Source organism: Micromonospora sp. CMU55-4 (assembly GCF_011602315.1).
Taxonomy (GTDB): Bacteria; Actinomycetota; Actinomycetes; order Mycobacteriales; family Micromonosporaceae; genus Micromonospora; species Micromonospora chalcea.
Genome location: NZ_JAAOLH010000003.1, coordinates 423,817 through 441,879, shown reverse-complemented (window position 1 = coordinate 441,879; position 18,063 = coordinate 423,817). Strand labels below are relative to the sequence as shown.

Sequence of the window (18,063 nt, the reverse complement as noted above, 5' to 3'; positions counted from 1 at the left end):
AGGGCCTATCCCATCATTGCCCCGGGGCGCCGTGGGTCGCGCTGCGTCGATGGTGAGGGAAGGGCGTCGTGGGCGAGATCAATCACTTCGAGTACGGGTGGATCACACCCGCGCTCAGCTACGCGTTGTCAGTGCTCGGCTCGGCGCTCGGACTGGTCTGCGCCGGGCGGATCCGGACCGCCACCAGCGGCGGCCAGCGCGCCTGGTGGGGCCTGCTCGCCGCGTGGGCGCTGGGTGGCACCGCGATCTGGGCCATGCACTTCATGGCGATGCTCGGGTTCGCCGTCTCCGGCACCCGGATCCGCTACGACGTGCCGCTGACGGCCGCCAGCACCGCGATCGCGGTGGCGTCGGTCGGCATCGGGCTGGCGATCGTGGGCACCGGCCGGCTCGCCGCGCCGCGTCTGCTGGCCGGCGGGTTCTTCACCGGCGCCGGGGTGGCCGCCATGCACTACACCGGCATGGCCGCGATGCGCCTGGACGGCTCGTTCGGCTACGACCCGCTGCGGGTGACGCTGTCGGTGGTCATCGCGATCGTGGCCGCCACCGTCGCGCTCTGGCTGGCGATGACCGTCCGGCGCGGGCTCGCCATCGCCGCCTCGGCGCTGGTCATGGGCATCGCTGTCAACGGCATGCACTTCACCGGCATGAGCGCGCTGTCGGTGCACCTGCACGAGAGCCGCGGCCCGGCCTCCGGCACCGAGGTGAGCGGACTGCTGGTGCCGATCGTGCTGGCGGTGGTCTTCGGCGTGGTGGGGCTCGTCTACGCGCTGCTCGCCGCGCCGTCGGACGACGACCGGGCCGGGGCCGCGTACGTCAGCTCGCGGCTCGGTGACGCGCCGCGGACGGTCGCCGCCGAGCCAGCGCCGGACCCGGTGGGCCTGCGTGCCCGGTCGACGCTGGCGCAGCCCGGCGCCCAGTTCCCGAGCCGCCGGAGCACCGACCGCCCTTCGTGATCAACTGATCACGATCGGTCGCCCGCCAGCGCGTCGACCAGGCGGCGGCAGGACCCGGCCAGGTTCCAGCGCTGCGCCAGCTCCAGCAGCCGCTCCGGGTCGGCGGGCGACGTCGGCAGCGTCGGGTCCAGCTCGGGCAGCGGCACGTCGGTGGCGACCCGGACCACCTTCGGCGCCACCGCCAGGTAGTCGCGGGCGGCGTCGAGCTTGGCCCGCAGCCCCGGGGCGAAGCCGGAGCCGGGGTCGTCGAGCGCGGCCAGGATGCCGTCGAGCCCGCCGTAACGGTCGATCAGCCGGGCGGCGGTCTTCTCACCCACCCCGGCCACGCCGGGCAGGCCGTCGCTGGGGTCGCCGCGCAGCGCCGCGAAGTCGGCGTACCGGTCGGCGGGCACGCCGTAGCGGGCCCGCACCGCCGCGTCGTCGCAGTCGTCCAGCTTGGCCACGCCCCGCCCGACGTAGAGCAGCCGCACCGGGCGCGCGTCGTCGACGAGCTGGAACAGGTCGCGGTCGCCGGAGACCACCTCGACCGGGCCGGGCTGGGTCACCGAGAGCGTGCCGAGCACGTCGTCGGCCTCGTAGCCGGTGGCGCCCACAACCGGGATGCCGAGCGCGTCGAGGACCTCCAGGATCATCGGCACCTGCGGGGACAGCGTGTCCGGCACGACCTCGCCGCCCTCGGGCGCGACCCGGTGCGCCTTGTACGACGGCAGCAGCTCCACCCGCCACGCCGGCCGCCAGTCGTGGTCCATCGCGCAGATCATCCGGTCGGGACGGCGGGTGCGGACCAGCTGGGCGAGCATGTCGAGGAAGCCGCGCACGGCGTTCACGGGCTGGCCGTCGCTGGTCTTCGCGGCCGACTCGGGAATGCCGAAGTAGGCGCGGAAGTAGAGGCTGGGGGAGTCGATCAGGAGGATCGGCTGTCGGTGTGCCACGGCGACAAGCCTTCCACAGCCCTCTGACGAGATGGGGGAGGCGACCGCGGGACCGGAAACCCGGGCGCGCGCGGGTCCCCGGATGCGCAGACTGGCGGGGTGAGCTTCGTACCCGGCCTGACCCTGGCCCGCCGGTTCCACGACGAGGTGGTGGGTCCGCTGCTGGCGCGGCGGCTGCCCGGCCTGCGGTACTCCGCCGGTCTGCTCGACGGCGGCTCCGAGCTGCTCGGCCTCGACACGCCCCGCTCCACCGACCACGACTGGGGTCCGCGTACCCAGGTCTTCGTGGACAGCGCGCACGACGTGGCGCCGGTACGGGCGGCGCTGGACGCGGACCTGCCGGCGCGGTTCCTCGGCTGGCCGACCCGGTACGCCGGCGGCCCGGCGGTACGGCTCGGCACGGTGCACGCCGACGGCGACCGGCACGGCGTGAGCGTGGACGAGCTGGGCGCGTGGCTGCGGGACCGGCTGGGCGCCGACCCGCGCGCCGGCATGTCGGTGGCGGACTGGCTGGCGACACCGACGCAGCGGCTGGCGGAGCTGACCGGGGGAGCGGTGTTCCACGACGGGCTCGACGGGGCTCTCACCGCCGCCCGCGCCGCGCTGGCCTGGTATCCGGACGACGCGTGGCGGCACGTGCTGGCGTCCGGGTGGCAGCGGGTCGCGCAGGCCGAGCACCTGGCGGGCCGGTGCGCCGAGGTCGGCGACGAGCTGGGCAGCCGGGTGGTGGCCGCCGGGCTGGCCCGGGACCTGATGCGCCTCGGGCTGCTGCTGCGCCGCCGCTGGCCCCCGTACGCGAAATGGCTCGGCACGGTGTTCGCGACGCTGCCGGGCGCGGCGCCGGTGGTGGACGGGCTCGCCGCCGCGCTCGGTCCGGGCGAGTGGGCGGTCCGCGAGCCGGGCCTGGTCCGGGCGCTGGAGACGGTGGCCGGCTGGACCAACGACGTCGCGCTGGCGCCACCGGTGGACCCGGCCGCCCGGCCCTTCCACGGCCGGCCGTTCCTGGTGCTCGACGCGGGCCGCTTCGTCGAGGCGCTCCGCGCCGCGATCACCGACCCGCGGCTGCGCGACCGGCCGCCGATCGGCGCGGTGGACCAGTACGTCGACAGCGTGGACGTGCTCACCCACCCGGACCGCGCCCGCCGGGTGGCCGCGGCTGTTGTCCGTCCGCCGGGCGCGGCCTAGACTCCGATTCGAGTCGCATCGATCCGCGACTGTCTATCTCGTCTCCGAGGGTCCGGGCCGCCCGTCGCAGGCGCCTCGCCGGCGAGAACGCCGCTCCGTGCGGCGTTCCCACCACCGAGGAGAACAGCATGCTGTCCAGAATGAGCAGACTCCGGCTGCTCGGCGCGGCGCTCGCCGCCGCCGGGCTCGCCGTCGGAGCGGCGCTCGCCGTCCCCGGGCCGGCCTCGGCCGCCGCGCTGACCGAGGTGACGAACTTCGGCACCAACCCGAGCAACCTGCGCATGTACCTGTACGTCCCGGACACCGTCGCGGCCCGTCCCGGGCTGCTCGTGGTGAACCACTACTGCACCGGCAGCGGCCCGGCCATGTACTCCGGCACCCAGTTCGCGTCCCTCGCCGACCGGTACGGCTACATCGTCGTCTACCCGTCGGTGACCCGCAGCAGCAAGTGCTTCGACGTGTCCTCACCGCAGGCGCTGCGCCGCGACGGCGGCAGCGACCCGGTGGGCATCAAGTCCATGGTGGACTACGTGCGGCAGCGCTACCCGGTCGACTCGCAGCGGATCTTCACCACCGGCACCTCGTCCGGCGCGATGATGACGAACGTGCTGCTCGGCGACTACCCGGACGTGTTCCGCGCCGGGGCGGCCTTCGCCGGGGTGCCGTTCGGCTGCTTCGCCACCACGAACGGCTCGGAGTGGAACAGCGAGTGCGCCAACGGCCAGGTGCTGAAGACCCCGCAGCAGTGGGGCGACCTGGTGCGCAACGCCTACCCCGGCTACACCGGCCCGCGTCCGCGGATGCAGATCTGGCACGGCACCAACGACGAGACGCTGCGCTACCCGAACTTCGGCGAGCAGATCGACCAGTGGACGAACGTGCACGGGCTGAGCCAGACGCCCGACTACACGGACAGCCCGCAGTCCGGCTACACCCGGACCCGCTACGGCGGCACCGGCGGCACCGCGACCGTCGAGGCGATCAGCATGCAGGGCGTCACGCACAACCTGCCGGTGGACGCGGCCCAGGCGATCCGCTTCTTCGGCCTGGACACCGTGCCGCCGACCAGCCCGCCGCCCACCACGGCCGTCCCCACCACGCCGCCACCCACCACGCCCCCGCCGACGACGCCCCCGCCCACCACGGCGCCGCCGCCCACGACGCCGCCGCCGTCGGGGGCCTGCCGGGTCGGGTACGTGGTGAACGCCTGGAACAACGGCCTCACCGCCTCGGTGACGATCACCAACACGTCCACCACGGCGATAAACGGCTGGAGCCTCGCGTTCACCCTGCCGGGCGGCCAGACGATCACCGGCGGCTGGAACGCCACCTACAGCCCCACCAGCGGCGCGGTGACCGCCCGCAACGTCTCCTACAACCCGGTGATCGCACCGGGCGGCTCGGTGGACATCGGCTTCCAGGCCACCCACACCGGCAACGCCGGTAAACCCGGCTCGTTCACGCTCAACGGAAGCCCCTGCACGGCCGCCTGATCCGCACGCCAGTACGCCGAGGTGGCGGCATCCCGGACACGGTGATGCCGCCACCTCGGCGAAGCGGTGGCGATCACGCGGGACCGGGCATGAGCACCGCCGCGGCGGGTACCCGTACCGGACGGACACCGGCGGGAACCGAAGGAGCGGATATGAAGGTCCGAAGCTCCCTGCGCGCACTCAAGCGCAAGGCCGACTCGATAGTGGTCCGGCGCCGGGGCAAGCTGTTCGTGCTGAACAAGTCCGACCGGCGGCAGAAGGCCCGGCAGGGCTGAGCCGGTGGCGGACATCCTGATCACCGGGGCCGGCAGCGGGCTCGGCCGGGGCACGGCGCTCGGGCTGGCCCGCACCGGCCACCACGTGATCGCCGCGGCACAGATCTGGCCGCAGGTCCGCGAGCTGCGCGCCGAGGCCGAACGGGCCGGCGTCGCGCTGGACGCGATCAAGCTGGACGTCACCGACCCGGCCGACCGGGCCGCGGCCGCCCGCCACCGTGTCGACATCCTGGTGCTCAACGCGGGCCTGCAGGAGGCCGGCGCGGTGGTGGAGATCCCGATGGAGCGGGTCCGCCGCTCGTTCGACGTGAACGTCTTCGGCCACCTGCACCTGGCACAGGACCTCGTGCCGCCGATGCTGGCCCGGGGCGCCGGCAAGGTGGTCTGGGTGTCCTCGGCGGTCGGCGTACGGACCCGGCCGTTCATCGGCGTCTACGCCGCCACCAAACACGCGATCGAGGCGCTCGCCTGGGCCATGAAGGGCGAGCTGGAACCGCGCGGCGTCCGCGTTGCGGTGATCAACCCCGGCCCGTACCGGACCGGCTACAACGACACCGGCGTGGAGACCATGTCCCAGTGGTGGGACGAGTCCACCGCGCTGCTGCCGCGCCCTGACTTCGGCGACTACCTGGGCCACCAGCGCGACCCCCAGGAGATGATCGACGAGATGGTCCGCGCGGTGCCCGCCGACGACGGGCACCCGTACCGCACCACGTGCCCGTCGTCGCTGCGCGAGCAGCTCAGGGAGTTCGAGTCGCAGGTGTGGGACGCGACGTCGTGACGGCGGTGTCCGGGATGCGCTCCGGGTGGGCACCGCCGGTCAGCCGGGCCGCGGCGAAGCCGACCAGCGGACGGTAGATGCGCACCGAGTCGGCGAGCGCGGAGAAGTGCGAACCCGCGTTGCCCGCGTGGTAGCGGGTGGCGATGTCCACCTGCTCGACCGGCAGCCCGGCGCCCACCGCGCGCAGCAGCACGTCCATCTCGTACTCGAAGCGGTCGCCGGGGACGGTGACCAGCCAGTCCAGCAGCCCGGCCGGGTACGCCCGCAGCCCGGTCTGGGTGTCCCGCACGTCCCGCCCGGTCGCCAGTCGGAACGCGACCCGGGTCGCGGCGTTGCCGAACCGGCTGCGCGCCGGCACCTCGCCGTCGAAGCGGCGCACGCCGAGCGTCATCGCGCCGGTGGCGCGCATCCGCCCGGCCACCCGGCACACGTCCTCCACGCGGTGCTGACCGTCGGCGTCCACACAGGTCACATCGTGTCCCGGGTGGCGCGTGGCGGCGTACCGGAAACCGGTGCGCAGCACCACGCCCTTGCCCCGGTTGACCCGGCGGCGCAGCACCTCGGCGCCCCGGTCGCGGGCCGCGCGCAGCACCCCGGCTGCGGCCGGGCCGCTGCCGTCGTCCACGACCAGCACCCGCGCCCCGGGCAGCGCGGCCCGCAGGTCGGTGACCAGCGGCGGAAGCCGGTCACCCGGCCGGTACACGGGCACGAGCACGATCACTGGACCTCCCGGGGTGGACTCGCCCGCCGGCACGGTCCGCCGGGTCGATCGAGGAGCGTCGTACCCCGGGCCCGCGACCGCGAATCACCGCCGGGGCGTGAGGCGTCCGATCCGGTCGGCCGCGCGGCTCAGCGCGCGCTCGCGGCGCAGCGACGCCTCCGGAGTACGCACACCGAGATAGCCGAGCCGGCTGAGCGCCCGGACCGCCCGCTCACGCCGGGCCGGCACCGGTTCGGGCGCGGTCACCGGCACGTCGGCCAGCGCCGGGCCGGACAGGCCGAGCACGCGCGCGGCGAGCAGCCGGACGCGGGGCAGGTGCCACGGGTGCGTGACCAGCCCGAGCGGGCGCCGCGCGGTGAACTCGGCCGCGCCGAGCAGCCCGTCCTGCACGGTGTGCGCCAGGTTCTGCAGCGTGGTGCGGGACCGGGTCTCGGCCGCCGACCGGGCGTACGCGTCGAGGCCGGCCTCGCGCGCCAGCGCCCGCATCAGCTCGCCCTCCCGGAATCCGGGCGGCGGACCGGGCGCCCCGGCCGGGCCGTGCGGCCAGCCGCCGGTGAACACGACCCGGGCGCCGGGCGCGCGGCGGAACTCCTCGGCGTGCGCGCGGACGTACGCCACCGCGGCCTCGGTGCGCGCGACGCTCTCGGCGGTGAGCCGGTAGCCGTCGTCGCCGGCCACCACGCCACGGCCGAAGACCAGCAGCACGGTGGCGGTCGGTGTCATCCCCTCACCGTACGTGTCACTCCTCCTCCGGGGGCCAGGGAGGCGTGCCGACGCCGGTGATGCGCACCCCGCCCCACGGGTCCACCTCGGTCAGCCGGGCCCGGGTGACGCGCTCGCCGATGCGGATCTCCACGTCGCGGCGGCCGGAGCGCAGCAGCCGCACCAGGCGTGGCTCCGGCTCGACGCGCCCGGCCCAGTGGTAGCGGCCGTCGACCGGCTCGAACCGGCCGCCGGCGTGCAGCCGTACCCGGGTGCCGGCGATCTCGGCCGGGCCCTGCCAGGTCACCTGTCGATCCGTTCGTGCGCGCGGGTCAGCTCCGGCGGCAGGTCCGCGCCCCGGCGGACCCCCTCGATGCCGCTCCACAGCAGCGTGGTCAGGTACTCGGTGAGCGCGGACCGGTGGATCGGCTGCCCGTGCGTGGTCCACCAGTCGCCGACCGCCTGCACGAACCCGACCAGCCCGTACGCCCAAGGCTCGGCCGGCCCGGCGTCGAGACCGAGCGCGCGCAGCCGGTCGCCGATGACCCGGGCCAGCCCGGTGGCCACCTGCCGGCTGGTGCCGGCGACCACCTGCTGGATGCCGGGATGGCCGGACTCGTGCACCAGGAACCGGTAGAGCGAGGGCTCGAACTCCACCACGCTCAGGTACGCGTCGATCGTCGCCTCGACCAGCGCCCGCTCCTCGCGGACCTGCTCCACGGCGGGCGCGACGGCGGCCACCACGCGCGCCGCGACCACCTCGCTGACCGCGAGCCAGAGCTGCGCCTTGTCGGCGAAGTAGCGGTAGAGCACCGGTTTGCTGACCCCGGCGGTGGCCGCCACCTGGTCCATGTCGACGTTCGGGCCGTGCCGCAGCAGCGCCTGCACGGCGGCGGCGATCAGTTCCTGGCGGCGCTGTTCGCGGTGCTCCGCCCAGCGGTCACGCCGCCCTCCGGACCGTGGCGGGGACGGCTCCGGCGAGGGGTCGGGGCCATTGACATCGGTGGTGGTGCGTCGCATGCTACCACTCGTAACAGTTACTGGAAGTTACGTCAATATGGAGGGGTCATGGCCGGATTCCCGCGCGAGGCGGTAGCCGCCCGCCTCCTCACCGCCTCCGTGCGTACCAGCTACGACCCCCTGGTGGACGTCGACTGGTCGGCGCCACCAGTGCCCGGCGCGTACTGGCTGCCGCCGCAGCGCAGCAGCCTCTACGGCACGCCACTGTGGGACGGGCTGACCGAGGAGCAGCGGGTCGAGCTGACCAAGCACGAGGTGGCCAGCGCCGCCAGCGCCGGGATCTGGTTCGAGACGATCCTCATGCAGATGCTGATCCGGCACTACTACGACGCGGATCCGACCAGCCGGCACGCCCAGTACGCGCTGACCGAGGTCGCCGACGAGTGCCGGCACTCCATCATGTTCGGCCGGCTCATCGAGGCCACCGGCGCGCCCGTCTACCGCGCCGAGCCCGTCGACCACCTGCTCGGGCGCTGGCTCAAGGCCACCGCCACCGGCCCGCAGATGTACGCGGCCATCCTGATCGCCGAGGAGATCCTCGACTCGTTCCAGCGCGAGATCATGGCCGACGAGTCGTTGCAGCCGCTGATCCGGATGGTGTCGCGCATCCACGTGGTGGAGGAGGCCCGGCACGTGCGCTTCGCCCGCGACGAGCTGGCCCGGCAGGTGGAGGCGGCCGGGCCGGTCGCGCTCACGTACGCGCGGCTGGTGATCGGGCGGGCCGCGTACTCGATCACGCGGCGGCTGGTGCACCCGCGGGCGTACGCGTCGGTCGGGATCGACCCGGCGGCCGGTCACGCCGCGGCGCGGGCCAACCCGCACTGGCGGGCCACGCTGCGCTGGTCGGCGCAGCGGATCGCCGAGCATCTGACCGAACTGGGTCTGGTGGCCGGGCCGGGCCGGCTGCTGTGGCGCCGGGCCGGGTTGATCGAGGGCTGACCGGCGGCGACCCGAAGGGGAAGGATCGCCGCCGGCCGCCCGGTCAGGAGGTCGGGAAGTTGTCGGGGGTGCGGATCCGGTCGCGCATGTACGCGCCGGACTGCGTCAGCACCGACGTCCCGCTGAACGAGCCGGACGCGCACGTGCCCGGCCGCAACGCGGCCGAACCCTCGGGGGCGTCGGAGAACGTCCAGTTGGCGTAGCTGATCTTCAGCCGGTCGAGCAGGTCGAGCCAGGCGTTGCTGCTGGCGACGTCGACGGCGCCGTCGCCGGTGTAGGTGACGGTGCCGAACTCGGTGACGAACAGCGGCAGCCGGGAGGCGGCCCGCTGCACCTCGTTGCGGTAGTTGTCCTGGTGCGAGGCGGCGTAGAAGTGGAACGTGTACATGATGTTCTGCGCCCGCACCGGGTTGTTCACGATCTCGTCGGAGTTGCTGCCGTCGGACACGCCCAGCGAGGACCAGCCGCGGGTGCCAACGATGATCACCGCGTCCGGGTCGTTGGCCCGGATCACCGGGATGACCTGCTCGGCGTAGTTGCGGATGGTGGACCAGCTGACCCCGTTGGGCTCGTTGGTGATCTCGTAGATCACGTTCTTCTTGGCCGCGTTGCGCGCCGACACGTTGGCGAAGAACGTCTTGGCCCGGTCCAGGTTGTACATCGGGTCACCGGGGGTCAGCGTGTGGAAGTCGATGAGCGCGTACATGCCGCGGGCCTCGGCCTTGTCCACGAGCGTGTTCACCTGGGCGGTGAAGCCGGCCGGGTTGGTCTCGTAGCCCTGCTCCTGCACGTACATCGAGATGCGCAGCAGGTCCGACTGCCACTCGTCGGCCAGCACGTCGAGCGAGGTGTCGGTGTAGCAGTTGGCGAACCACTGCAGGCCGTGGGTGCTCATGCCGCGCAGCTGGATCGGCCGCCCGTACTGGTTGCAGAGGTTGACCCCGCAGACCTGGAGCTGGCCGTTGATCGCGACCGGGGTGGTGCCGGTCGGCGGCGGCGTCGTGGGCGGGGGAGTGGTCGGCGGCGGGGGCGTGCTGGGCGGCGGGGTGCTCGGCGGGGGCGTGCCGGTGCCGCCGGTGCAGACCGTGCCGTTGAGCGTGAACGAGGTGGGGCTCGGGTTCGACCCGGTCCAGGAGCCGTTGAAGCCCACAGTGGTGCTCGCGCCGGTGCCGAGCGCGCCGTTGTAGTCCGCGCTGCGCGCGGTGACCGAGGAGCCGCTCTGCTGCCAGGTGGCCGACCAGCCCTGCACCACGCGCTGGCCCCCGTCGGGGAAGGTGAAGCCCAGCGTCCAGTTGCTCACCGGGTCGCCGAGGTTCGTCACCGCGACGGTGGCGGTGAAGCCCCCGGGCCACGAGTTGGTGGTGTAGGTGACGGCACAGCCGGTCGCGGCCATCGCGTTCGGCGACGGCAGGACGGCCGTCGCGGCCAGGGCGAGCGCGCCGACCGCGCCGCCGACGAGCAGGTGCCGCCGGGACGGGCGGGGAATCGAGAACATACGGGAAGGTCCCATCGCTTGATGGTGATCGGACGGTGCCCGTCGTGAACCTGCCCGGAAAGCCCGACGCGGCGGCCTGGGGGAGCGCTCCCAGGGCGAGCGTAGAGGCGGATGTCGATCCGTGCAACAGCCGGTGGCTCAGCGGCCGCCGCGCCGCCCACCGTAGAGCCGCAGCGCGTTGCAGACGTCGAACACGCCCGGCACGTCCCAGGCCAGCTCGGCGGCGACCAGGCGGGTTTCCGGATCGGCCACCAGGCCGGCGAGGATCACCACCCGGTTCTGCACCGTGACGGTGATCTGCTGCCGCCGGGTGGTCCAGTCGGCGCTGAGCCGCTGGGCGACGAGCGAGGCGAGCCGGGTGTCCGCGTCGTCGGGCTCCGGCTCACGGCCGGTGTACGGGAACTCGGGGTACGGCCAGGGCATCACCACGGGGAGGGCTCCTTCTGTTCGGTCATTACCGCGCGCCGGGACGCGGGCCCCGGCGCCGGGGCGCGGCCGTCAACGACTGTGAAGACGCCGTCGAGCCGCATCGTGTGCAGCACGGTGAGCACGAAGCGCGACGGCGACAGCAGGCACAGCCGCCGTCCGTCGCGCCGGGCGTCCTGGTGCGCGCGCACCAGCAGGCCGAGCCCGGCCGAGTCGATCACCTCGAGCGCGGACAGGTCGACCAGTTCGCGGTCGCCGCGCACGGAGCGTTCCGCGAGCGCCCGGCGTACCGCCTCGGCGGGATCGACGTCGGCGGCGGCCGGGGCGCCGGCCACCTGCTCCAGGTCCTCGGTGCCCAGGCCGTCCTCGGCGACCGTGGCCCGGACGCTGCACCGGGGGCAGTGGTGCGGGCCGGACGCGAAGGGCGAGCCGACCCAGTCGTGCTCGAACACGAGCGTCCACACCACCTCGGCGTCGGGCAGCGTCGCGCCCGCGCCGGTGACGCTGTCGCCGCAGCCGTCGCAGATGAGCATCATCAGGTGGTCCGCGGGGACGACTGTCACACCTCCTCCTTCCGTCGGGCGCCCGGATCGGGCGCCTGCCGGTCCGCGCCCGTGCCGCCCGCCGTCACCACCGCCAGCACGACCGCCACGGCCGCGAACGCGGTCTGCGTCACCAGGGACAGCAGCGGCGAGGCGTCGGGGCGGCGGTCCACCAGCCCGACCACGATCGCGCCGAGCAGCGCGGCGGCCACGCCGAGCGCCAGCGTCAGCCAGACCGGGACGGCCTTGCGTCCCGGCACGACGAGCCGGCCCACGCCACCGACGGCGAGACCCACCACGAGTGCTCCGACGAGCGTGCTTCCGGTCACGGCCCCTCCTCAGCGGGGTGCGGACGCGACCCGGGCCCGGCCGCGCGCAGCCGGACGGGGCGTGTCGACGACGGGTACGGCGCCCAGCCCGGAGGTCTGCAGGATGCGCCGGATCCGTGGGTGCGGGTTGCTCAGCGTGAGCACGCCGTCCTGCCGCGCCAGCCGCCGGTGCACGTCCAGCAGCAGCGCGACCGCGGCGGCGTCCACATGCCGGCACCCGGCGAGGTCGATCGTCAGCTCGCGGGGGCGCAGCGCGAGGATGCGGTCCAGCACGTGCGCGACCTCGGGCAGCCCGGCGAGGTCCAGTTCGTCGGTGATGTCCACCCGCACGTGCGGCACGGCGGACTCCGGCGGGGACGGCAGGGTAGCGGGCATCAGGTCGCTTCCGTGGCGGGTTCAGTGTCGATCCCCACTCTGCGCAGCGATCTTGGAGGTCCCCGGACGGTTGTATGACGGTTCGATGACAAAAACCACGAACGGCCCACGCGGTTGGGCTACCCGTGCCCGGCCGGTCATGATGCCCATATGACGGCCGTACTGGTGATCGAGGACGACGACCGCATCCGGCTCGCGCTGCAGCTCGCCCTGGAGGAGGAGGGCTACGAGGCGTACGGCGCCCCGACCGCGGAGGACGGGCTGCGACGGCAGCGGGAGAAGCCGTCCGACTACGTGCTCGTCGACCTGATGCTGCCCGGCATGAACGGGTTCGACTGCATCCGCCAGCTGCGCCGCGACGACGACGTGCCGGTCGTGGTGATCAGCGCCCGCGACGACACCCACGACATCGTCGCCGCGCTGGAGGCCGGCGCCGACGACTACGTGGTGAAGCCGGTCGCGATCAAGGAGCTGTCGGCCCGGCTGCGGGCGCTGCGCCGGCGGGTCCGCACCGTGTCCGGGCCCGCCCCCGCCCAGTTCTTCGGCGAGCTGGAGATCAGCGCCGAGGCCGGCGAGGTGCGCCGCTCCGGACGGCCGGTCCCGGTCACCCGCACCGAGTTCCGGCTGCTCTGCGAGCTGGCCGAGCACGCCGGCCGGGTGCTGTCCCGCCAGCAGTTGCTCAGCCGGGTCTGGGGCTACGAGACCGGCGACGAGCGGCTCGTCGACGTGCACGTCGGCCGGCTGCGGCAGAAGATCGAGTCGGACCCGGCGAACCCCCGCCACCTGGTCACCCTCCGCGGCCTCGGCTACAAGCTGCAGCGATGACCCGTCCCGGACTGCGCGCCCGCGTCACCGCGGCGTTCGCCGTCGGCGCGTTGCTGCTGTCCGCGCTGATGGCCCTCTTCTCGTACGACCTGACCCGGCGCTCGCTGCTCGACGAGCGGGAGCGCACCGCGGTGCGGGCCGCCTACTACGACGCGGCGGTGGTCCGCTCCGGCCTGGACACCGGCACGCCGGACGTGGTGGCGGTGCTGCGCTCGCTCGACACCGGCAGCGCCCGCCGCCCGCTGCTGCACCTGCCCGACGGCTGGTACGCCCGCACCGCCGACGTGGGCGCCAGCTCCGTGCCGGTGGAGTTGCAGCGCATGGTCGCCGACGGCAAGCCCGCGGTGCAGCGGATCCGCCTCGACGGGCAGCCCGCGCTGCTGGTCGGCGTGCCGCTGCCCGGCGCGCTCGGCTACTACGAGCTGACCTCGCTGCGGGAGGTCGAGGAGACGTTCCAGGTGGTGGGCCTGGCGCTGATCGCCGTGGCGATCATGGTGGCCGGGGCGGGCGCGGCGCTCGGCTGGTACGCCACCCGGCACAGCCTGCGGCCACTGACAGCGGTCGCCGACGCGGCGGAACGGATCGCGGGCGGGGACTTCGCCACCCGGCTCGATCCGACCACCGACCCCGACCTCACCCGCCTGTCCAGCTCGTTCAACGAGATGGTCGACAAGCTGGTGCATCGCATCGAGCGGGACCGGCGCTTCGCCGCCGACGTGAGCCACGAGCTGCGCTCGCCGTTGCAGACGCTGGCCGCGGCGGCGAGCGTGCTGCACCGCCGCCGCGAGCACCAGGACGAACGCACCGCCACCGCCGCCGGCCTGGTGGCCGACGAGGTGACCCGGTTCCAGCGCCTCGTCGACGACCTGATCCAGCTGGCCCGCACCGAGCAGCCGGCGCACCGCGAGACGGTCGACGTGGTGGAGCTGGCCCGGGCCGCCTGCCGGGAACGATCGCTGCCGGAGAGCCTGGTGCAGGTGGCAGGCGACGTCCCGCACGAGTGGTGGGTCGACCGGCGCCGGTTCGCGCAGACGCTGCTGAACCTGGTGGAGAACGCCGAGCGCTACGGCGGCGGCCCGGTCGCCGTACGCCTGGGCGGGGGCGACGGCGTGGGCGTGCTGGAGGTCGACGACGACGGACCGGGCGTGCCGCCGGGCGACCGGGAGATCATCTTCGACCGGTTCGTGCGGGGCCGGGCGGCGCACGACCGCGCCGGCACCGACGGCACCGGACTCGGCCTCGCCCTGGTGGCGCAGCACGCCGACGCGCACGGCGGGTCGGCGCGGGTGCTGGACCGCGCGCCCGGCGCCCGTTTCCGGGTCGAGCTGCCCGGAGCGCTCCGGTGAGCCGGCGGCGGCTCGCGCCCGCCCTGCTCGCCGTGGCGCTGCTCGCCGGCTGCGGGGTGCCGGTGGACGACGAGCCCCGGCTCGTGCAGACGCCGCCCGGGGCCTTCCCGACGCCTGCGGTGTCCTCGACCGCCGACGGGGACGGGCGGGTGGACGAGCCGTTCTGCTTCGTCCGGGACGACGGCCTGGTCGTGGTCAACCGCCGGGTGGACGGGCTGCCCGGGGTGGACACGCACCTTCAGCACCTGCTGGCCGGTCCCGGTCCGGGGGAGCGCCGCCAGGGGCTGTCCACGGCGCTGCCGGGCACGGTGGCGGTGGCCGGGGCCACGCTGGCCGGCACCGTGGCGACAGTCGACGTGCGCCAGGCCGGTGAGGAGACCGGCCGCAACGACGAGGTGCTGGCCTTCGGGCAGATCGTGTGCAGCCTCACGCAGCGACCGGACGTGTACAGCGTCGCGTTCCGCCGCGGCGGGCAGCCGCTGGAGGTGCCGCGCGCGGACGGAAGCCTCTCGGTGCTGCCGCTCACGGCTGCCGACTACCGCCCGTTGATGCCACGCTGATCGCCGTTGCTCGCCCCTATGTCCGGATATGACACTAAATCTCCATCGTCCGTTCGGTTGATTTGGCGATGGCCTTTGGTCTAGTGTGGCTGGCACGACCGGTGTGGGAGGCCACCCGTTCTCCGAGGACAGGAAGGGCAGCATGACCACGATGACCATGGCATCGACCGCGACCGAGGTGCAGCGCGCGCCGCAGACCGGTGAGGAGTCCCGTGCCAGCGAGCTGATCGCGGCGCTCGCCGCGCTGCCCGCCGGCCACCCGCAGCGGGCCGCCCTGCGCAACCAGGTCATCGAGGCGTGGCTGCCGCTGGCGAACCACCTGGCCGCCCGCTACAGCGGGCGCGGCGAGCCGGCCGGCGACCTGGCACAGACCGCGGCGCTGGGCCTGATCAAGGCGGTGGACCGGTTCGACGCCTCGCGCGGCGTCGACTTCGCCGGCTTCGCCATCCCGACGATCCTCGGCGAGATCAAGCGGCACTTCCGCGACCGCACCTGGAACATCCGGGTTCCGCGCCGCCTGCAGGAGCTGCGGCTGCGCATCTCCGAGGCCAACAGCACGCTGACCCAGACGCTCAACCGGGCCCCGACCGTCGCCGACATCGCCGCCCACCTCGACGTCACCGAGGAAGAGGTGCTCGAAGGCCTGGAAGGCGCCCGCGCCTACAACGCGGTCTCGCTGTCCACCCCGATCGGCGACGGCGACAGCGCCACCGAGCTGGGCGACACCCTCGGCGCCGAGGACAACGAGTACGAGCTGGCCGAGCTGCGCGCCTCCCTGGGCCCGGCGCTCGCCACGCTCGACGAGCGGGAGCAGAAGATCCTCACGCTGCGCTTCTACGGCAACCTGACCCAGAGCGAGATCGCGGCCCGCGTCGGTGTCTCCCAGATGCACGTGTCCCGGCTGCTCGCCCGCGCCCTGACCAAGCTGCGCGGCCAGCTCACCGAGGCCTGAGCCACACACGTACCGCGACCCCCGCCGGCCCGTGACGGCGGGGGTCGCGTCGTGTGTCACCAGCGCGACGGCGGTGGCGGCGGCACCAGCGGCGGACGGTCGTCGCAGGTGATGGTGTTCGGCAGCAGCCACGGGGCCAGCCAGCCGCCGTCGTTGCCGCCGAGGTCGGTCAGGGCGAACTCCGACCCGGCCGGGGTGAAGTGGAACGACCCGCAGTTGTTCACGCCGACCGCGCCCACGTTGCGGGCGTCCACGTTCGCGAAGCTCGCCCCGCCCGCCGTACGCGCGCTGACCACCGACGTCCCGGCGCCGTCGACCCGGATGTCCCGGAAGCGGACGTTGTCGATACGGACGCTGTCCTTCACCGGCCAGTCGCTGACCAGCATGATCGCGTTGTAGGTGCTGTCCAGGTACGCGTCGCCGCTGACCAGGATGTCCGCGTCGATGCTGCGGTCCAGCGCGTAGAACCAGATCGCGCCGAGGCCGATGTTCCAGTTCAGGTCGTACGTGCCGGCCCGGACCGTGGTGTTGCCGGTGATCCGCAGGCGGCCGGTGAACGGCTCCGCCCCGAAGCGGGAGCCCACCTGGATCGCGCTGCCCTCGCGTACCGGGTCGGCGACCAGGTTGTGCGCGACGGTCAGGTCCGCGCCGCCGTACAGCGCGATGCCGTTGGCGAGCACCGGCGACTGCACCGTGTTGTACGCGAACGTGTTCGACGCGTTCGCCGTGCCCTCCGACCACATGGCGAGGGCGTCGTCGCCGCTGTTGCGGACCACCGAGTTCGTCACCGAGGAGCGGGTGACGCCGGTGTGGAAGTTCAGCCCGTCGGCGATCTGGTCGGCGATCACGGTGTTGGTGACCCGCAGCCCGGTCATCGGCCCGTCGAACCACATGCCGACCTTCGTGTGGTGCAGGTAGAGGCCGTCGATCGTGCTGTGGTTGAGCGCCCCGCCGATGGCGTTGACCTGGTCGGTGTCGATCCGTTCGCGTACGTCGCCCTCGATCGCGAAGCCGGACAGGTGCACCTCGCTGCTGCCGCCGTCGGCGGCGTCGCGGCCGTAGAAGCCGACGCCGGTGTGCCGGGAGCCGTCGGGCGCGGGCGTGTCCAGCGTGACCTCGCGTCCCCGCACGATCGTGTACCAGCTGCCCGCACCGGCGATCGTCACGTCGTCCACGACGATGTGCCGGTCGACCTGGTAGGTGCCGGGCGGCAGGTAGAGCGGGCGGTCCACCCGCCGGGCGTACGCGACGGCCCGGTCGAGGGCGTCTGCGGACTCCCGCCGGCCGGTCGGGTCGGCGCCGAAGGACAGCGCGTTCACCGCGCGGGGGACCACGCGCGGCGGCGCGACCAGGTGCGCGTCCACCAGGTCGATCACCGTCCACGCGGCGGCGGTGCCGCGCGGCGCGGTCAGCCGGACCACCTCACCGGCCCGATGGGTACGGCCGAGCAGCAGCCGCTGCTCGTCGTAGAAGTGGTGCGGCCGGAACGGCTTGCTGATCACCGGCGCGGGCGTGGTGGCCGCCGGGACGCAGGAGCACTCGGTGATCCACCAGTCCGGGTGCAGCAGGTCGGCGCCGGGGTCGTTGGTGAACGGGTACTGGTTGTAGAGCCAGGCGTACTGCGAGGTCAGCGTCATGGTGCGGGCGGGCGCGTGCCCGACGGACACCCGCAGCGGCGCGGTGATCCCGCCGCCGCCCGGCGCGTCCGGGATGCTGTAGCGCACGGTCAGCGCGTTCGTGGGCCGGGGGAGCGTGAGTTCGACGTGCTGGCCGGGCAGCAGGCGCACGGCGCGGCGGCCGGACGCCTCACCGGCGAGTGTGTACGCCGACCGGTCCGGCCCGATCACGGTGCCGGTGGTCCGGCCGTGTTCCGCCTCCTGCTCGACGTAGTCCACAGTCGCACCGCGACCGGCGACGAGCGCGGGGTCCAGCCCGGCGCGCGTCACCACGGGGGCCGGTCCGCGCGGCGGGCCGGCCGTGGCAGCGCCGGGCGGTACGAGCAGGGCGGCGGCGAGCGCCGCCGCGAGGATCCTCGGCACGCTCCGCGACATCGGAGCACCCACTTTCTCGGGGGACGGGTGGCCTCGGCGGCGCAGGCCATCGACAAGGGCCCTCATGTTATTCCGGTGTTCTGCTGCCTTTCAAGCATCAATCTGCTCGTATCTTTCGGACCTCCTGTCGCCTGTCTTGGCAAGAACCGACCTGTCCG

Annotated in this window: 21 protein-coding genes; 10 read left to right on the top strand and 11 right to left on the bottom strand. The window is 73.9% G+C overall.

Features of this window, described 5'->3' with window-relative positions:
* The first annotated feature begins 68 nt into the window (after positions 1-68).
* Complete coding sequence (locus HA073_RS08110; RefSeq protein ID WP_064446091.1) at positions 69-956, top strand: MHYT domain-containing protein; 888 nt, start codon at positions 69-71, stop codon at positions 954-956.
* Positions 957-964: 8 nt separating this feature from the next.
* On the opposite strand, the gene HA073_RS08105 is transcribed toward HA073_RS08110, so the two are convergent.
* Positions 965-1,888: a 5'-3' exonuclease gene (locus tag HA073_RS08105; RefSeq protein ID WP_064446090.1), complete on the bottom strand. Its 924-nt coding sequence runs from the start codon at positions 1,886-1,888 to the stop codon at positions 965-967.
* Between the two features lie 99 nt (positions 1,889-1,987).
* Here HA073_RS08105 and HA073_RS08100 point away from each other — a divergent pair, with 99 nt between their 5' ends.
* The 4 genes from HA073_RS08100 to HA073_RS08085 all read left to right on the top strand — a co-directional run bounded on the left by HA073_RS08100 (position 1,988) and on the right by HA073_RS08085 (position 5,622).
* Entirely contained in the window at positions 1,988-3,073 is a 1,086-nt protein-coding gene (locus HA073_RS08100) for a DUF4037 domain-containing protein (RefSeq protein WP_166456042.1), read from the top strand.
* A 128-nt stretch (positions 3,074-3,201) separates the two neighbouring features.
* The gene (locus HA073_RS08095; RefSeq protein WP_043324356.1) at positions 3,202-4,566 is read left to right on the top strand and encodes a PHB depolymerase family esterase; all 1,365 of its coding nucleotides are present in this window, start codon (positions 3,202-3,204) and stop codon (positions 4,564-4,566) included.
* Between the two features lie 152 nt (positions 4,567-4,718).
* Positions 4,719-4,841: a ribosomal protein bL36 gene (locus HA073_RS08090; RefSeq protein ID WP_043324353.1), complete on the top strand. Its 123-nt coding sequence runs from the start codon at positions 4,719-4,721 to the stop codon at positions 4,839-4,841.
* Between the two features lie 4 nt (positions 4,842-4,845).
* Positions 4,846-5,622, top strand: a complete 777-nt coding sequence (locus tag HA073_RS08085) for an SDR family oxidoreductase (RefSeq protein ID WP_166456041.1) — start codon at positions 4,846-4,848, stop codon at positions 5,620-5,622.
* On the opposite strand, the gene HA073_RS08080 is transcribed toward HA073_RS08085, so the two are convergent.
* From HA073_RS08080 to HA073_RS08065, 4 genes are all read right to left on the bottom strand, one after another.
* Positions 5,582-6,337 (bottom strand): glycosyltransferase family 2 protein, encoded by a 756-nt coding sequence (locus HA073_RS08080; protein WP_223201081.1) that lies wholly within the window; start codon positions 6,335-6,337, stop codon positions 5,582-5,584. The two genes, HA073_RS08085 and HA073_RS08080, sit on opposite strands and share 41 nt — an antisense overlap.
* Positions 6,338-6,427: 90 nt before the next feature.
* A complete protein-coding gene (locus tag HA073_RS08075) occupies positions 6,428-7,066 on the bottom strand; it encodes a YdcF family protein (protein ID WP_069089783.1) in 639 nt (212 codons plus the stop codon).
* A 16-nt stretch (positions 7,067-7,082) separates the two neighbouring features.
* Positions 7,083-7,352: a DUF4873 domain-containing protein gene (locus HA073_RS08070; protein WP_166456040.1), complete on the bottom strand. Its 270-nt coding sequence runs from the start codon at positions 7,350-7,352 to the stop codon at positions 7,083-7,085.
* The gene (locus tag HA073_RS08065) at positions 7,349-8,065 is read right to left on the bottom strand and encodes a TetR family transcriptional regulator (RefSeq protein WP_030504073.1); all 717 of its coding nucleotides are present in this window, start codon (positions 8,063-8,065) and stop codon (positions 7,349-7,351) included. Before HA073_RS08065 ends, HA073_RS08070 begins: the two co-directional genes overlap by 4 nt.
* A 48-nt stretch (positions 8,066-8,113) precedes the next feature.
* On the opposite strand from HA073_RS08065, the gene HA073_RS08060 reads away from it, so the two are divergent.
* Positions 8,114-9,004, top strand: a complete 891-nt coding sequence (locus tag HA073_RS08060; RefSeq protein WP_113973663.1) for a diiron oxygenase — start codon at positions 8,114-8,116, stop codon at positions 9,002-9,004.
* Between the two features lie 43 nt (positions 9,005-9,047).
* Here the strand turns inward: HA073_RS08060 and HA073_RS08055 are convergent, their stop codons facing one another.
* The 5 genes from HA073_RS08055 to HA073_RS08035 all read right to left on the bottom strand — a co-directional run bounded on the left by HA073_RS08055 (position 9,048) and on the right by HA073_RS08035 (position 12,171).
* Positions 9,048-10,499, bottom strand: coding sequence for a cellulase family glycosylhydrolase (locus HA073_RS08055; RefSeq protein ID WP_199496085.1), 1,452 nt, complete (start codon positions 10,497-10,499; stop codon positions 9,048-9,050).
* A gap of 138 nt (positions 10,500-10,637) precedes the next feature.
* Entirely contained in the window at positions 10,638-10,928 is a 291-nt protein-coding gene (locus tag HA073_RS08050) for a BON domain-containing protein (protein ID WP_043324334.1), read from the bottom strand.
* Positions 10,922-11,488, bottom strand: coding sequence for an STAS domain-containing protein (locus tag HA073_RS08045; protein WP_166456039.1), 567 nt, complete (start codon positions 11,486-11,488; stop codon positions 10,922-10,924). The genes HA073_RS08050 and HA073_RS08045 overlap by 7 nt, the downstream gene beginning before the upstream one ends.
* Positions 11,485-11,796 carry a hypothetical protein gene (locus HA073_RS08040; protein WP_030504078.1) on the bottom strand — a complete coding sequence of 104 codons (312 nt, stop codon included), beginning with the start codon at positions 11,794-11,796 and terminating at the stop codon, positions 11,485-11,487. The genes HA073_RS08045 and HA073_RS08040 overlap by 4 nt, the downstream gene beginning before the upstream one ends.
* A gap of 9 nt (positions 11,797-11,805) precedes the next feature.
* The gene (locus HA073_RS08035; RefSeq protein WP_043324327.1) at positions 11,806-12,171 is read right to left on the bottom strand and encodes an STAS domain-containing protein; all 366 of its coding nucleotides are present in this window, start codon (positions 12,169-12,171) and stop codon (positions 11,806-11,808) included.
* 150 nt (positions 12,172-12,321) lie between these two features.
* Between HA073_RS08035 and HA073_RS08030 the strand changes: the two genes are divergently transcribed.
* The 4 genes from HA073_RS08030 to HA073_RS08015 all read left to right on the top strand — a co-directional run bounded on the left by HA073_RS08030 (position 12,322) and on the right by HA073_RS08015 (position 15,854).
* The gene (locus HA073_RS08030) at positions 12,322-12,996 is read left to right on the top strand and encodes a response regulator transcription factor (protein ID WP_043324324.1); all 675 of its coding nucleotides are present in this window, start codon (positions 12,322-12,324) and stop codon (positions 12,994-12,996) included.
* Positions 12,993-14,342 carry a HAMP domain-containing sensor histidine kinase gene (locus tag HA073_RS08025; protein ID WP_043324322.1) on the top strand — a complete coding sequence of 450 codons (1,350 nt, stop codon included), beginning with the start codon at positions 12,993-12,995 and terminating at the stop codon, positions 14,340-14,342. The genes HA073_RS08030 and HA073_RS08025 overlap by 4 nt, the downstream gene beginning before the upstream one ends.
* Positions 14,339-14,902, top strand: coding sequence for a GerMN domain-containing protein (locus tag HA073_RS08020; RefSeq protein WP_064446082.1), 564 nt, complete (start codon positions 14,339-14,341; stop codon positions 14,900-14,902). Before HA073_RS08025 ends, HA073_RS08020 begins: the two co-directional genes overlap by 4 nt.
* Before the next feature lie 142 nt (positions 14,903-15,044).
* The gene (locus HA073_RS08015) at positions 15,045-15,854 is read left to right on the top strand and encodes a SigB/SigF/SigG family RNA polymerase sigma factor (protein ID WP_043324319.1); all 810 of its coding nucleotides are present in this window, start codon (positions 15,045-15,047) and stop codon (positions 15,852-15,854) included.
* Positions 15,855-15,910: 56 nt separating this feature from the next.
* On the opposite strand, the gene HA073_RS08010 is transcribed toward HA073_RS08015, so the two are convergent.
* Positions 15,911-17,905 (bottom strand): glycosyl hydrolase family 28-related protein, encoded by a 1,995-nt coding sequence (locus tag HA073_RS08010; protein ID WP_166456038.1) that lies wholly within the window; start codon positions 17,903-17,905, stop codon positions 15,911-15,913.
* Positions 17,906-18,063 lie beyond the last annotated feature (158 nt).